At 70.9% G+C, this 15,238-nt stretch carries 11 protein-coding genes; 2 read left to right on the top strand and 9 right to left on the bottom strand.

Annotated features, from left to right (window positions below; all coding sequences use genetic code 11):
• Nucleotides 1-75: 75 nt before the first annotated feature.
• Nucleotides 76-639: a dihydrofolate reductase family protein gene (locus tag ACFXP5_RS06710; RefSeq protein WP_394544024.1), complete on the bottom strand. Its 564-nt coding sequence runs from the start codon at nt 637-639 to the stop codon at nt 76-78.
• A 161-nt stretch (nt 640-800) separates the two neighbouring features.
• Between ACFXP5_RS06710 and ACFXP5_RS06705 the strand changes: the two genes are divergently transcribed.
• Entirely contained in the window at nt 801-1,235 is a 435-nt protein-coding gene (locus ACFXP5_RS06705; protein ID WP_394529467.1) for a hypothetical protein, read from the top strand.
• A gap of 48 nt (nt 1,236-1,283) precedes the next feature.
• Here ACFXP5_RS06705 and ACFXP5_RS06700 read toward each other — a convergent pair whose 3' ends face one another.
• Nucleotides 1,284-1,937 carry an arsenate reductase/protein-tyrosine-phosphatase family protein gene (locus ACFXP5_RS06700; RefSeq protein WP_394529466.1) on the bottom strand — a complete coding sequence of 218 codons (654 nt, stop codon included), beginning with the start codon at nt 1,935-1,937 and terminating at the stop codon, nt 1,284-1,286.
• A gap of 152 nt (nt 1,938-2,089) precedes the next feature.
• On the opposite strand from ACFXP5_RS06700, the gene ACFXP5_RS06695 reads away from it, so the two are divergent.
• Nucleotides 2,090-3,061 (top strand): CPBP family intramembrane glutamic endopeptidase, encoded by a 972-nt coding sequence (locus ACFXP5_RS06695; protein ID WP_394544023.1) that lies wholly within the window; start codon nt 2,090-2,092, stop codon nt 3,059-3,061.
• A gap of 467 nt (nt 3,062-3,528) precedes the next feature.
• Here ACFXP5_RS06695 and ACFXP5_RS06690 read toward each other — a convergent pair whose 3' ends face one another.
• The 7 genes from ACFXP5_RS06690 to ACFXP5_RS06660 form a co-directional block, all read right to left on the bottom strand.
• Nucleotides 3,529-5,247, bottom strand: a complete 1,719-nt coding sequence (locus ACFXP5_RS06690; RefSeq protein ID WP_394544022.1) for a DHA2 family efflux MFS transporter permease subunit — start codon at nt 5,245-5,247, stop codon at nt 3,529-3,531.
• 49 nt (nt 5,248-5,296) lie between these two features.
• A complete protein-coding gene (locus ACFXP5_RS06685) occupies nt 5,297-5,944 on the bottom strand; it encodes a TetR/AcrR family transcriptional regulator (protein WP_394544021.1) in 648 nt (215 codons plus the stop codon).
• 41 nt (nt 5,945-5,985) lie between these two features.
• Nucleotides 5,986-6,651: a response regulator transcription factor gene (locus ACFXP5_RS06680; protein ID WP_394544020.1), complete on the bottom strand. Its 666-nt coding sequence runs from the start codon at nt 6,649-6,651 to the stop codon at nt 5,986-5,988.
• Nucleotides 6,648-7,982, bottom strand: coding sequence for a sensor histidine kinase (locus ACFXP5_RS06675; protein ID WP_394544019.1), 1,335 nt, complete (start codon nt 7,980-7,982; stop codon nt 6,648-6,650). Before ACFXP5_RS06675 ends, ACFXP5_RS06680 begins: the two co-directional genes overlap by 4 nt.
• A gap of 337 nt (nt 7,983-8,319) precedes the next feature.
• Nucleotides 8,320-13,068 (bottom strand): glycoside hydrolase family 3 N-terminal domain-containing protein, encoded by a 4,749-nt coding sequence (locus tag ACFXP5_RS06670; RefSeq protein WP_394544018.1) that lies wholly within the window; start codon nt 13,066-13,068, stop codon nt 8,320-8,322.
• Nucleotides 13,069-13,162: 94 nt separating this feature from the next.
• Nucleotides 13,163-14,299: an ROK family transcriptional regulator gene (locus ACFXP5_RS06665; RefSeq protein ID WP_394544017.1), complete on the bottom strand. Its 1,137-nt coding sequence runs from the start codon at nt 14,297-14,299 to the stop codon at nt 13,163-13,165.
• 95 nt (nt 14,300-14,394) lie between these two features.
• A complete protein-coding gene (locus ACFXP5_RS06660) occupies nt 14,395-15,165 on the bottom strand; it encodes a CPBP family intramembrane glutamic endopeptidase (RefSeq protein WP_394544016.1) in 771 nt (256 codons plus the stop codon).
• Nucleotides 15,166-15,238 lie beyond the last annotated feature (73 nt).

The raw sequence follows: 15,238 nt of genomic DNA, 5'->3' as shown, positions 1-15,238 counted from the left end.
CACGAAGCGCCCCGTGCCGATCCGGCCGGGGCGCTTCGTGCTGCCGGGGCCGGGGCCGGGGCGGATGCTGGGGAGTCAGCGCACTTCGTACTCGAGCGCGACCTGACCGCCCGGGTGCACGTGCGCCAGCGTCAACGTCAGCCGGCGGAGCCCGAGCGAGGCGGGGGTGATGCCGCGGCCTCCTCCGGCGAGGGCGGGCACGATGCGCAACCGCAGGATGTCGACCAGGCCGCTTTCGAGCAGTGTGTCCGCGAGCGTCAGGCTTCCCCAGACGATGACGTCGCCCGGATACTGCGCCATCACCCGGCGCACCGTCTCGACGCCGTCGCCGGGTTCGACGATCGCCGGCGTGTGCTCGCCCCACGGTGCCGCGCGCAGCGTGTTCGACACCACGTGCTTCGGCAGCGCATTGATCGGACCGGCGACGCTCTCGGTCTCCTCGGTCTGCTGAGGCCAGTAGGCGGCGAACAGCTCGTACGTGCGGCGGCCGAGCACGATCGCGTCGACGGACTGCAGCACCGCGAGCTGTTCCACGTCCTCGAGGCCGGTGTCGTCGGGGACGACGAAGCTCATGCCGCCCTCCAGATCCTCGGCGTAGCCGTCGACGGAGGTGATCTGTTCGAGGATGAGGCGACCCATGTGCCGAGGATGGCGGGATCGAGGCGCGAGGGGAAGCCCCTGGCTTCTTCCGCCGCCGTCGGCGAGTTCACAGCATCCGCTAAGGTTCGACCACACCGTCGGCGCAGCGGGTGTCGCTCCGAGCATGTCGCGTCGGCTCAACGACCCACGGGGGGCACCACATGACCGATCCGATCTCCACCGCGCGACCGACCACCGTCACCGCCGCATTCTGGCTCTGGGTGGCGGCCAGCCTCGTCGGCGTGATCGGCGGCATCATCATCCTCGCGTTCGCGGGGGATGCGCCCGCCATCCAGCGGCTCGATGAGAGCCAGCGCGCCGCTGCCGGCGCCGTCATCATCGGGTTGGGTGCTTGGTCGATCATCGTGGCCGCGCTGCGCGTGCTGTTCGCGTGGTTCATGCTGCGCGGGCGCAACTGGGCGCGCATCCTGCTCACTGTTCTGGGAGCCCTGACGATCCTCTCCGTCGTGTTCCAGGCCGCCTCGGTCGGCGTGCTCGAGTGGATCAGCGCGGTCCTCGTCGCCGCCGCGATCGTGTTCATGTACCTGCCCGCGTCGCGCGCGTACTTCGCGGCGACGCGTCGACCGCGCGTCTGATCCCGAGGCGGTCGGGGCGGATGCTGCGGCCGCCGCGTGCCCCCGCGGTCAGGCGAGTGCGGCTCGAACGACGCGCGCGACCTGGGCGATGCCGGGGGTCATCTGGGCGGCGGAGAGCTCGTACATCTCCCACGACCGGCGGTACGGGTCGATGACGTCGTCGTCTGCGGGATCCGAGGGAGCCTCGACCTGGTCGCGGTGCGCGCGCAGCAGCGTGAGCGCCGCGCGGATGCGGGCATGGGCGTCGGGGCCCGCAGCATCCGCCTGCACCTTGATGTCGGCGTCGGGTATCCCGGTCGCGAGACGCTCGAACTCGCGCACGGTGAAGGTGGAGCGCAGCCGCGCGGGGGCGAGGCCCACGGCGTACGCGCGGTGCTCCCGGGTCATCGCGAGCACGAGGTCGGGGCCGGCGAGGTGCAGCTCGGTGAGCCAGCGCGCGCGGTGCGCACGCGAGTCGTCGGCCGGTACCCCGAGCGACGCGGCGAGCTTCGCGGCTTCGCGCGTCATCGGCTTGTCGACGAGCGCGTGCGTGCCGGCGCTCGCGACCGTCACGTCGAGCTCGGCGAGCGCGGCGCGCAGCAGCTGCTCGGCGAGCGGGGAGCGGCAGATGTTGCCGGTGCAGACGGTGAGGATCTCCAGGGTCGGAGCCTCGCCGGCGCTACCGCCGCCGCGGAACATCGACGTCAGGTCGAGATCAAGCATCGCGTGCCCCCCAAGGCGCGTGTCACGGCGGTGCAGCGCCGACCCGGCCGAATGCCGGGCGAATACGAAGCCGGGTGCCGACTCCGCCTCCACGCGATTCGCCGTGCGGGCGGCGATGGACCGACAGGAGTTCGACGGTAACGTGGGCGCTGATGAGTGAGTCTAGCCACGCGCCGAGCGGCAGCATCCCCTCTCCGGGAAACGCCGTCGAAGATTCACCTCCGCTTTCGCCCGAGTCCGGTCTCGTGGCGGCGGGGGGCCTCGGCCTGCGGCGCCCGCGGGAGACCGACGACGGCCTCGGAGACGACCACGTTGTCGAAGCGGACTCTCGGGAAGCCGACGACGACCTCGCCGACGATTCCGACGATTCCGGCGACGAGGAGTCGGGCGAGCGGCGCGGCTCCGGCCGTCGGCGCCGGTCGTGGCGTCGCGGCGGCTCTTCGGTCAAACGCTGGGGGTGGGAGCTGTTCGGCTGGGCGGTGCTCGCGCTCGGCGTCGGCACGCTCGGCTCGGCCGCGGCGACCGAGCTCGTCGGTGGAACTCTCGGCGCGCTCCTCAGCCAGCTCGTGATCTGGCTCGCTTTCGCCGCGCCGGTGGTGCTGGCCTTCGCCCGCTCGCGCCCGCGCGGCCTGCTGAACTTCCGGCCCGTCGACCTGCTGTACGCGGTCGTGCTCGGCGGGATGCTGCGCTTCGCCCAAGGCTGGCTCGAACTGCGCGCCGGCGGCAACGGCGCCTGGCCGAGCTACCCCTCGCTGGGCGGCTCGCTTCCCCCGGGCTATTTCTTCGAGGAGCTGCTGACCCCGGTGGTCATCGCCCCGGTGCTGGAGGAGTTCTTCTTCCGCGGCCTCGTGCTCGTCGCGGTGTACTCCGCCGTCCGGCGCATCGCCGGTCGCGATGTCGCGATGTTCGCGGCTGCGATCGTCTCGACGGCCTTGTTCATCGTCGCCCACGCGCTCGTCGCGCCGTTGGCGTGGGATGCTGTCGTCTCGCTCGCCCTGCTGGGGCTCGTCGCGAGCCTGCTCGTGCTCTTCACCGGACGCATCTGGGCTGCCGTGCTCACCCACGTCGTCTACAACGGGATCTGGGTGGCGCTCGCCACGGTCGGTACGCTGCTGTCCGCCTGAGCGCGCAGCATCCCTCTCCACTGCTCTGCACTGCAGTGCTCTGCACTGCAGTCGCTCGAGGGGTTTCGGCCGGGAGGAGGATCTCGGCGCCGGAATCTCCTCCTGCCGGCCGATTCTCCTCGCGAGGTGTCGGGGGAGCGGATGCTGTGACCTCCGGCTGGGGCTGGACCCAGCATCCGTCTGCACTGAACTCGGAGAATCGGCAGAACTCGGTGCATTTACGCCGGATTCGAACCGAGTTCGACCGATTCTCCGAGTCGGCGAGAGGAGATTCGGCCGGGAGGAGGGTCTTAGCAGCAGGAATCTCCTCTTGCCGGCCGATTGTCCTCGCGAGGGTGTCCGGGGGAGCGGATGCTGTGGCCCCCGGCGCTCGCAAGCCCCCGTACAGACCAGTCGGGCGACCGGGAATCCGCGCATCATCGCGATTCTCGGCCGCCCGACTAGTTCTCGGAGGGTGGGGGTTGGGATCAGCGCGACAGCACGTCGCCCCCGCCCGACCCCGAAGAGCCCGACCTGGAAGAGCCCGACCCCGAACCGCCCGAGCCCGAAGACCCGGAGGTGCGGCCGGCCGCCCGCTGCTCGCGCTCGAGCTTCTCGAGGCGCTCGGCCTCGTCGCCACCGATCGCCTCGCCGCGCGCGACGAGGCCCGCGACATCGGAGAGCGGAATCTGCTTGAGCAGCAGCGCGAGCACGAACGCGATGGCGATGAACGGCACGAGGTACCAGAACACCGGGGCGAGCGCGTCGGCGTACGCGTTGACGACGCCTTCGCGCAGGGCGTCGGGCAGCGTGTCGAGCACCGACGGGTCGATCGTCGAGGTCGCCTGCCCGGCCTGCTCGGGGCTCGCTCCGGCGTCGGTGAACACCTGGGTGAGGTTCTCGGTCAGGCGCGTGGTGAACAGGGTTCCGAACACGGCGGTGCCGAGGGCGGCTCCCACCTCGCGGAAGTAGTTGTTCGTGCTCGTCGCCGTGCCGATCTGCGCGGCCGGCACCGCGTTCTGCACGACCAGCACCACGACCTGGATGATCAGGCCGATGCCCGCTCCGAAGAAGAAGAGGAACACGCAGATCAGCCAGATCGGCGTCTCGGCGGTCAGCGTCGTCATCGCGATCATCGCCGCGCCCGTGATCAGGGTGCCGATGATGGGGAAGAGCTTGTACTTTCCGGTGCGGGTGATGAGCAGCCCCGACACGATCGAGGTGCCGATCAGACCCACCATCATGGGGAGCAGCAGCAGTCCCGAGACGGCGGCCGACGTGCCAGACGACATCTGCAGGAAGGTCGGCACAAACCCGATCGCGGCGAACATGCCGATGCCCAGGGCGAGGCCGATCGCGGTCGCGTTGATGAAGACGGGGTTGCGGAACAGCGACAGCGGCATGACCGGGTCGGCGGCGCGCGACTCCGTGAAGATGAACAGGCCCGCGGCGAGCACGAGCCCGAGACCCCAGGCCCACGTGGCGGGGGATGCCCACCCGATGTCGCTGTCGCCACCGAAGTCGGTGAAGAAGATCAGACAGGTGGTGGCCGCCGAGAGGAACAGCACCCCCAGCCAGTCGATGCGCTTCGTGGCCTTCTTGCTCGGCAGCCGCAGGGCGAACACGGCGATGAGGAACGCCGCGATACCGACCGGGATGTTGATGTAGAACGCCCACTGCCAGGTGAGGTGGTCGACGAAGAACCCGCCGAGCAGCGGTCCACCGACGGCCGCGAGGCCGAACACGCCGCCGAGGGGGCCGAGGTACTTGCCGCGCTGTGACGCGGGCACGATGTCGGCGATGATCGCCTGCGACAAGATCATGAGCCCGCCGCCACCGAGGCCCTGGATGGCGCGGAACACGACGAACATCCAGAAGTCGCTCGCGAACGCACAGCCGATCGAGGCGAGCGTGAAGATCGCGATCGCGATGAGGAAGAGGTTGCGCCGGCCGAAGGTGTCGCCGAACTTGCCGTAGATGGGCAGCACGATCGTGGTCGCGAGGATGTACGCGGTCGTGATCCAGACCTGGTGCTCGACGCCGCCGAGCTCGCCGACGATCGTGGGCATCGCGGTCGAGACGATCGTCTGATCGAGGCTGGCCAGCAGCATCCCGGCGATCAACGCCGAGAAGATGATCCAGATGCGCCGCTGGGTCAGCAGCAGCTGGCCTCCGGCGGTGGTGGGCGTGGGCGCGGTGGCGGTCACGAGGGTCTCCGTTTCAAGAAGTTCCGGCGGCTGCGGGCCGGGACGGGTGTCAGAGCGAGGTGGACAGGAGGGGCTGCGGGATCTGCGAGGCGAACAGGTCGGCAGCCGCTCCGATGCGGCGCTCGAAGAGGACGGAGAAGGGGTCGGTGTTCCCGGGGGCGAGGAAGGCCTCGGATGCTGCGCGGCAGAGCGCGCCCATGAGCTGCGCGGCGAGCGGCGCGCGCAGGTCGTCGGGCGCGAGGCCCTCCCGCTCGATGATGAGGGCCGCGTCGGCGCGCTCATCATTCAGGCCGTGCTCCAGCATCCGCCCCAGAAGCCGGGGCTCGCGCTTGACCGCGGCGACGAGTTCGCGCACCGACTCGGGGGCGATGTCGAGCACGCGCCACCGCACCTCGGTCAGTTCGGCCAGGTGCACCAGGAGGGTGGGGGAGAGCTCGCCGGATGCTGTGCCGCCGGCGAGGAAGGCGGCCACCGCCTCCTCGTCGCCGCGCTGAAGGGGCATGCCCAGCACCGCGTCCTCCTTGGAGGCGAAGTAGTTGAAGAAGGTGCGGCGGGACACCCCGGCGGCGTCGCAGAGGTCCTCGATCGTGAAACCGGAGAGCCCGTGCTCGGCGGTCGCGGCGCGCGCGGCGCGCGTGAGAGCGCGCGCGGTTTCTTCGCGGCGGCGGTCTCGACCGGTGATTGCACTATCGGGCACGGAGTGCAGTATTGCACTCTCGGCACCAGAGTGCAAAGGGGCTATCGATCGAGGTGGTTGCGGGCACCCCAGAGCGCCAATTGGGTGCGATCCTCGACGCCGACTTTGCGCAGGGCGGAGCGCACCTGGGACCGCACGGTGTTGACCGAGACGTGCAGTTCGGCGGCGATCTCGTCGTTCGCGGTCGTACCGCGGCTCAATCGGGCGACGACGTTGCGCTCCGCCGGAGTGAGCGACTGCACCACCCGTGCGTCCGAGACGCTCGGCACGCGACGGGAGAGTTCGCGCAGCACGTGAGCGGCGACCCGCGGCGAGACGTGAGCGTCGCCGCGCGCGGTGGCGGTGATGGCCTCGATCAGCTGCGCGGAGTCGTGGCCCTTCAGCAGATACCCGCTGGCACCCGCTTCGATGGCATCCAGCACGTACCGGTCGCCGGAATGGCTCGTCAGCACGATCACCGAGACGCGGTCGACCACCTGCGGTCCGGCGAGGAGGCGCGTCGCTTCGATGCCGTCGACGCCCGGCATCTGCAGGTCCATGAGCACGACATCGGCGCGTTCGGCGCGGGCGATGGCAACAGCATCCGTGCCGTTCGTCACCTCCCCGATCACACTGATGCCGTCGGCCTGTGCGAGTTGCACGCGCAATCCGTGCCGCACCGCACGATTGTCATCGGCGATCAACACGCGGATGTCGGACGCGGTCATGGCCCCCCGATCGCGGAGGCGACCTCGCCGGCGGGCGAGAAATCGGTGAGCGGCACGGTCAGCCGAACGACGAAGCCGCCGGTGTCCGTCGGGCCGGCGGTGAGCGTGCCGTCGAGAAGTCGCACCCGTTCGCGGAGACCTTCGAGCCCCCAGCCGAGGCCCGGGCGGCTTGCGCCGCTCGGCTCGGGAGCGGGGTCGTTCTCGACCGTGACGTGCAGATGCGTGGGGGCGGCGTCGATGTCGACGTGCACGGGGGCGCCGAGGGCGTGCTTGGCGGCGTTCGTCAGCGCCTCCTGCACGCAGCGGAAACCGGTCGCCGAGACCACCGCGGGCACGTCGTCGATGCGACCCGATTGCGACAGCGTGACGTCGACGCCGCGCGCTCGCCAGAACTCCAGCAGCTCGGCGACGGAGCGCAGGGTCTGCGTCTGACCGGTCGTCTCGCCCTCGACCGCGCTGAGGTCGGCGAGGGCTCCGTACAGACTCGCCGCGGCGAAGTGCCCCTCCGCGCGCACCTCCTGCAAGAGCTGCAGTGCTTCCGTCGGGCGCGATGCCGCGACGGTGAGCGCCCCGTCGGCGAGGGTCAGCAGCCCCGCGAGGTGCTGCGCTGCGACGTCGTGCAGTTCCCGGGCGATCCGGTCGCGCTCGATCTCCCGCGCGCGGGCCATGCCCACCTCGTACTCGCGTGTCGCGGCGTCTGCCCGCTCCCGAGCGCGCTGCGCCCGGCGGGCTTGACGACTCCACCACAGCCCCAGCGCCGTGGCGGCGCTCGCCGCCGCGACGAACCCGACGGTCTGGCTCAGGAGGAAGGTCAGCACGTTGCCCGGAGCGACGCCGAGCGAGAGCGCCCAGACGGTGAGCACCCCGACGAGGATCACCACCGACAGGGTGAGCACGATCAGTGCCGTCGGCGCGGGGCGAGCGGTCGCGAGCAGGAACAGCGCGATCGCGATGACCAGCTGCATCGCGCCCAGCCAGTTCGGCGCCTGCGACACGACGACGAGCCCGAGATACAGCCCGAGGGTAGCGACGACGGCGAGAAGCGGATGGCGCGCGCTCCACAGCAGGCAGGCGGCCTGGGCGAAGCATCCGATCGCGACGATCAGCACGACGACGCCGAGGGGGAGCGGATGCTGCCAGGTCACGCTCTCGGCGAAGAGCCCGGCGAGGGGGTTCGCGAGCACCTGCACGAGAGTGGCGAGGAAGACGATCGCGACGAACACCAGCGCTGCTCGGCGGGTGCGCAGCGGGGCGGTGACCGCCCCGTCGGGCGGGTGCGTCGATGAAACCGCGTGGGCGTCGTGGGTGAGCCGGAGGTCGGACGTCGTCAAGGTGGGCGCTTTCGGTCGGTTCGCTCATCTTCGCATCGCCGCGCATCGACCACCGGAGGCCCGCTTCATCCGATCGGATGAAATCCACGCCGTCCCTGTAGGGCGCCGGCGGATCGTGCGCCGCGCAATTCTGCGCCCGGAGCGCCCTCGCAAAGGGGAGGGCGCGTCCAGGCTCGGGCAGCGGCGTGCGTACGCTGTCGTCGGTCGCTGGGCAGCAGCGAGCCGCGGCTCGAACCCGTTGGGGGACGGTTTCGGGTCGCTGGGCCCTCTGCCCAGCGACCAGCCCGCACACAGCGAAGGGCGCCGGGACGAGACCGTCCCGGCGCCCTCAGCTCCGTCAGCTGCGGCGGTGCACGGCGGGCCGGATCACCGCGCCCGCGGCGATCAGGGCCAGCCCGAACAGGATCGCGAGCCAGATCTCCGTACCGGTGAGGGCGAGCTCGTCCTCCCCGTCGCCGACCGCGGCGGGCGAATTCCCGTCGGTGTCCCCGGTGCCGGTGCCGGGGTCGGGATCGACGGTGCCGGGGTCGCCCGGCACGATCGCCAGGTCCAGCACCGAGGCGAAGAGCACCACCGCTTCGGAGTACTGCCCGAGCGAGACGAGGTGCTCCGCGTCGGCCGTGATGGCCGCGGCCCCTTCGACGGCGGTGCCGTCGACGATCGCCTGCTGGGCGAGATCCCGGGCGAGCGTCACGACCTCGTCGGCAGCCGTGCCGGTCAGCTGCGCCGCCGCGTCGGCCACGGCCTGGAACGCTGCGGCGGTCGGCAGCAGCGTGCCGTCGGCGGCCCAGATGTCGGCGTCGAGCAGTGCCTGCACGACGGCGGCCTCGTCGGCCGGCGCGGCTGCCTGCACCGCGGCGGCCGCAACGGCCGCGGCCTGCGCCACGCCGGAGCCGGCAAGAGCGTCGCGCACCGCGGCGAGCCGGTCGCGCGGAGCGTCGGTGCGCTCACCCCAGCCGTAGGCGTAGAGCGGCTCGTAGTCGTCGTCGCCGACGTTGATCGGCACCTGCTCGGCGCTCGCCGGCCAGGTCAACGGCAGGCGGCCGGTGAAGTCGCGAGCGCCGAACAGCACATCCGCGACACCCGCACCCTCGCTGCCGGGCAGGAACGACGCCACCAGGGCGTTCATCTCCCCGACCGCGTCGGTGACGAGCTGCGGACGCCCCGACACCACGAGCACCACGCACTCGACGGCGGCGCAGACGGTGTCGATCGCGTTCTGGTCGGCGGCCGACAGCGAGAGGCTCTTGCCGTTGTTGCCGACATCGCCCTGACCCTCCGCGTACGGCGTCTCGCCGACGACCACGACACCGACCTCCGCGTCGCCGATCGGGGCCGAAGCATCCTTCGAGAAGGTGAACGTGGCGTCGGGGGCGACTTGCTGCATGCCCTCGTAGATCGAGGTGCCGGTCGTGGTGTCACCCGAACCGCCCTGCCACGAGATCGTCCAACCGCCCATCTGGTTGCCGAGGTCGTCGGCGTTCGAGCCGGCCACGTAGACCGAGGCGTTCGCCGCGAGCGGCAGCGCACCGTCGTTCTTCAGCAGCACCTGCGAGTCGGCGGCCGCCTGACGGGCGACCGCGCGGTGCTCCGCCGAGCCGAAGTCGCCTTGGAGGCTGCGATCGGTGAGCGGCTGCTCGAACAGTCCGAGGGCGAACTTCGAGGTGAGGATACGGCGCACCGCGTCGTCCACCCGGGACTGCTGGACGGTGCCCGTTCCGACCCCGTCGACGATGGCGCTGATGAAGTCGGCGTAGTTGTACGGAGCCATCGCCATGTCCATGCCCGAGTTGACCGAGCGTGCGGCCTTCTCGGCGTAGGTACCGCCGGGCAGCTTGTCGATGCCCTCCCAGTCGCTGATGAGGAAGCCCTGGAACCCCAACTCGCCCTTCAGGAGGCCGGTGTTGAGCTCGGTGTTCTCGTGCATGCGCACGACGGGGCCGTCGCCCACCTGCACCGCGGAGTAGGACGGCATGATCGAGCCGACCCCCGCCTCGAGGGCGGGCAGGTACGGCGAGACATGGGTCGCTTCGAAGTCGGTCATCGAGTCGACGTGGGTGATGCCCTGGTCGATCGGGTAACCACCACCGCCGAGAGCCGAGTCGTCGTAGCTGGTGCCACCGTCGCCGGCCCAGTGCTTCGCGGTGGCGAGCACCTCGTCGGCGCCGCTCATGTCGCTCGCATCCTCGCCCTGCAGACCGATGGTCGTGGGGCGGGCGAACTGCGTGACGAGAGCCGGGTCTTCGCTGAAGGACTCGTAGCTGCGGCCCCACCGCTCGTCGACCGAGACGCAGAGGCAGGGCGCGAACGCCCAGTTGACGCCGGTCGACTTCGTCTCGATCGCCGTGATCTCCGACACCGCTTCGACGAGAGCCGGGTCGCGCGTGGCGCCGAGTGAAGCGTTGTGCGGGAAGATCACCGCGCCGAGCACATTGCTGTGACCGTGGACGGCGTCCGCCCCGTACAGCAGCGGAACCTGCAGCGGCGTAGACAACGCCTGCCGCTGGTAGTCGTCGACCATGTCGGCCCAGGCCTCCGGAGTGTTTCCCGCGGGAACCGATCCGCCGCCCGAAAGCACCGAGCCGAGCGCGAGGGTGGCGATCTCATCGTCGCTCTGCAGGCCGAGACGTTCCGCCTGTGCCATCTGGCCGACCTTCTCGACGAGGCTCATGCGCCCGAGCAGGTCTGCGACCCGGTCGCTGATCGGGAGGGCGGCGTCGAGGTAAGGCAGGCCGTGCGCGTTGATGACGACCTGCGCAGCGTCGGGCGGAGTCGCAGCATCCGAGGTCAGTTCGATCGGGATGCTCCGCGCCTCCTCTCCGGTCGTCACCGCGAGGGTCTGCACCTGGATGCTCTGCGTGGTGCCGGAGGCGGCTCCGGCGTCGAAGGTCACGGTGCCACTGTCGCCGGTGTAGTGCACGCCGTCCTGCGCCGAGCCGTCGCCGGTGGCCCACTCGACCTCGACGGGGCCGGGGAGCGGGTCGCCCGAACGGGTGGTGACGGCGATGTCGACGGTCGCTGCGTCGCCCTGATCGACGAGGTAGACGCTCTCGGTCGTCGCTACCGAGACGTCGGCGGCCGAGGTCGCCGTGCCGTAGAGCTCGAACTGGTCGACCGACCACGCGGTGGTCGGCGCGGTCGCGCCGACCGGCAGCGAGATCGCGTAGCCCCACGCCTCGGTCAGATCGAGCACGCCGTTGCGCGTCGCCTCGTCGCCGGGCTGGTAGCCGGCGAGGGTGAAGGAGCTGAAGGGGAGTTCCACCAACTTCCAGCGGCTCGTCGAGCTGCCCCAGTTGTCTTTGAACGTGGCCGTCCACACCTCGGCGTGCTCGCCGTCGGGGCCGCCGTCTTTGAGCTCGAGCCGCACGTCGCCTCCGGCGGTCGGCGAAGCGGGGTTCGAGGTCTGCGAGGCGTACCACCAGAAGCGGATGCCCTGGAAGCTCGACCAGTCCTGCGACGCCTCGCGGTTGTCGCTGAAGCCGGCCCAGCTGCCCGACGGGATGCTGTAGTCGCCTGCGAGCACGAGATTGTCGGCCGTGCCGCCGCGCTCCTGCGTCTCGATCGCGGCGCTGATCGTCGCGTCGGGTCCGGCGAAGGTGAAGACGCCGGGGGTGGCTTCGTCGATGACGGGGGAGTCCTCGAAGTCCTGCACGACGACGACGCGTTCGTAGACCGCGAAGTCGTCGAAGCGGTACTCCCCGGCGCCGAGGTTGCTGAGGGTGACGGCGAAGCCGGTGGCGGCGGAGGGGTCGAAGCGGTCGTCGGAATCCGGGTTGGCCTTGTTGCGCAGGTCGGCGAACAACACGCTCACCTGGCGCCAGCCGACCGTGTCGTCCACGACGCTCTCTTCGTACATGACTCCGCCGCTCTTGAGCTCGTACCGCAGGGCGTTGCCGCTGCCCGTGCCCTGGAACGCGAAGGTGAAGCCGTCGGCGTCGGACCAGTCGGCGGCGGCGTCGTTGCTGAAGCCGAACCAGTCGCCCGCGGCGGGCGTGCCGCCCACGGTCGCGACGAGCACGGAGTTGCCCGCACCCGCGCCCGGCCGGGTGGTGTCTTCGGTCGTGGTGAGCGCCGGGGTCACCGTCGGTGACACGCCCCAGCTGAAGAAGCCGGTCGAGCCGTTCTCGAAGTCGTGGACGACGGTCTGCGGTCCGATGTCGGGCAGGTCGCCGTTGGGCAGGACGGTGACGGTGGTCGTCGTACGTCCCCCGAGTACGAGGCCGTCGGAGGGCTCGCTGAGGGTGACCGTGAAGGTGGTCGATCCGGCGAGCGGGCCGTGATCGACGGTCGGAATGACGACGGATGCTGTCGTCTGACCCGCTGGGATCGTCAGCGTCTGATCGACCGCGGTGTAGTCGGTGCCGGCCACCGCGGTGCCGTCGCTCGTGCGGACGCGGACGCTCTCGTCCTCGGCCGCAGGAGCAAAGAGCGTCACGCGGGCGGTGTAGTCGTCACCGCCGGCGACGCGGGCGGTGGCTTCGTCGAGGCGAACCGACGGGGTGGAGAGGGTGCCACCGATCCCGAAGGTGTAGAGGGAGTAGCCGTAGTAGTGCAGCGTGGGGGCGTCCCACGTCGCCGCGGCGCGCTGCAGCATCACCAGGCGCACGTACCGCGCGTCGACGGCGGCGAACGAGACGACGTCCGAACCGCCGTCGCCGCCGGTCACGGACTGCACCGTCGACCAGCTCGCCGCGTCGTCGGGCGCGGTCGTTGCGACCTGGATGTCGTAGGCGACGGCGTAGGAGGCCTCCCAGGCCAGGTCGACGCTCGTGACGCTCGCGGTCTGGCCGAGGTCGGCGGTGAGGGTCGCGGTGAAGACCGCGTTCAGGTCGTCGGGACCGTTACCGCTCGCCCACCGGGTCGTAGCGCTCCCGTCGATCGCGTTCGTGGCGGGGAACGAACCGTCCTGGTCGTTCTGCTCGGCCGACGCGGTCACCGTCGCTTGGCGCGCGAGGTCGGGCTCCACGGCCGAGGCCGGCAGGGCGACGAGGGTAGCGACCGCGCCGACGGCGGCGGCAGCGATCATCGCGACGGCGCGTCGACGACGGGATCTGGCAGGGGTGGCCAGGGGGGCGTGACGAGACACGGGGACTCCTTTGTACCAGTGGGGGTGATCCGCATTACAGTCGAGCAATTCGGCCGACGCCAGGACATATTCCGGGCGCACCCGGACGCCCTGCTCAGGCGGCGGCGGCGTACAGGTGCTGGGCCGCGAGTTCGACGGCGCCGACGAGTTCTGCGCCTCCATCGAGCCGGCTGACGCTCACCGGCATCCGACGCACCGCCTCGGTGTGTCCATGCTCGGCGAATGCCTCGCGGACTCCCTCGAGGATCGGGCCGCCGAGCGTGCCGAGCGAGCCGCCGATCACGACGCGGGCGGGGTCGAGGAAGTTGCTGAACTCGGCCACGACGCGGCCGATCGCGTGCCCCGCCTCGCGGAGGGCGACCCCGCCGCGGCCTGCGGCCGCCGCGGGCAGATCATCGACCGTCGCGAGGCCGATCCGGCGTGCGAGAGCGGTGGGGGAGACCTCGGCCTCGAGGCAGCCGATGCGACCGCAGCGGCAAAGGATCGAGCCGCCGACGACGGCGGAGTGCCCGATCTCGCCACCGAGTCCGTTCGCCCCCGCGTAGACGCGTTCGCCGATGACGAAGCCGGTGCCGATCCCCGCGCCCACCCGCACGTAGAGGAGGCTCGCCTGCGGCGCGGTCGGGCGCGAGGCCTCCGCGCGGTGCTCGGCCGCAGCGCCGAGGTTCGCGTCGTTGGCGTACCGCACGGTGCAGCCGAAGGAGCGGGAGAGGAGAGCCGTCGGGTCGAGGTTCTGCCAGCTCGCGAGCGCTGGCGGTACCTGCACCATCGCGCTCGCCGGATGCACGGGGAAGGGCAGGGCCAGCCCGAGGGCGAGCGGGGTCGGTGGCGCACCCAGCTGGGCGAAGGACTGCAGGAGCAACCGCCGCGCGAGGGCGAGCGCGCCGGGGCCGTCAGCATCCGCATCGAACGGCTGCTGCCGCCGGCACAGGAGGAGACCGCTGACGCTCGCCACGGCCACGGCCACCCCGTCGTGCGCGATGTCGACACCGCCGAGGTATCCGGACCGAGCCGCGATGCGCAACTGCATCGGCGGACGCCCGCGCGTCGCGCGCTGCGCAGCCACCGCCCCGTCGACGACGAGACCTTCGGCGATCAGCTCGGCGACCGTGTGCGCCACGACGCTGCGTGAACGACCCGTGTCGCGCGCGAGCGCAGCGCGCGTGGCCCCTTCGGAGCGGCGGATCAACTCGAGCAATTCGCGGTGGAGACCGCGTTGAGAGGTTGGCACCCTCTAACCTCCATCGTCATCGATGTGCCCGAAACGCTACCACCCCGGCAGAGGTCGCCGACCCCCGTCCGGGGCGGGCTGGAGGGGGCCGAGGGTCAGGCGTGAACCGGCTCGCGCGCGGGCGTCACCTTCTCGTCCGTGCCCTTGATGACCCAGTACACGGTGGCGAGGGAAAGTACGCCGACGACGGGCCCGAGGAACGCGCCGAGAGGTGCGCCGAGAGGCGCGTGACCGACGGCGAAGACCGAGACGTCCCAGAGTCCGTGCAGCACCATCGCCCAGATGAGCGAGCCGGTGACCCGACGGAGGATGTAGAAGGCCGTGCCCGAAGCGAACGCCAGCGCGGCCTGGGCGATCGACGAGCCGAGAGGAGCGCCGAGCACCGCATTGACGAGGTGCATCAGTCCGAAGAGCGCGCTGGTGAGGAACCAGACCCACCCCTCACCGAGGCGAGCCCGGAAGGCGGTCAGCACGAGACCGCGCGCCATCATCTCCTCGCTGAAGCCGACGAGCACGCCCAGCGCGATCAGCGAGAGGAGGAAAGAGGTGTCGAACTGGCTCCAGTCGGTGTTCACGAGGTTGAGCACCGCAGCGAGGGCCATGATGATCGGCACGAAGATCGGCCATTTGTGGTGCGACCGGTGCCTCTCGAACAAGGCGGGTCGCCACCAGCCGAGGATGCTCGCGACGATGATGAGGAACGCGGCCCCGACGGCGAGGTCCATGACGGCGCCGCGCCAGGTCGAATCCGCCGAGGTTCCGATGTCGGGGAACGGCACGCCGCTCAACAGCGTGACGACGACGATGATGACGACGTAGGCGGCCCAGATGGCCAGCCCCATCCAGACTCGGGGGGTTACGCGCACGATGGTCCTTCCGGGATCGCGTCCGCGGGGGCGGTCGCGTGATCCCATCGTGGCGCAATGCCGCGGCCGCGTC

Source organism: Microbacterium hanjuni, assembly GCF_043556395.1.
GTDB lineage: Bacteria > Actinomycetota > Actinomycetes > Actinomycetales > Microbacteriaceae > Microbacterium.
Note: the sequence above shows the minus strand (reverse complement) of the source record. Positions and strands in the feature narration are given on the sequence as shown.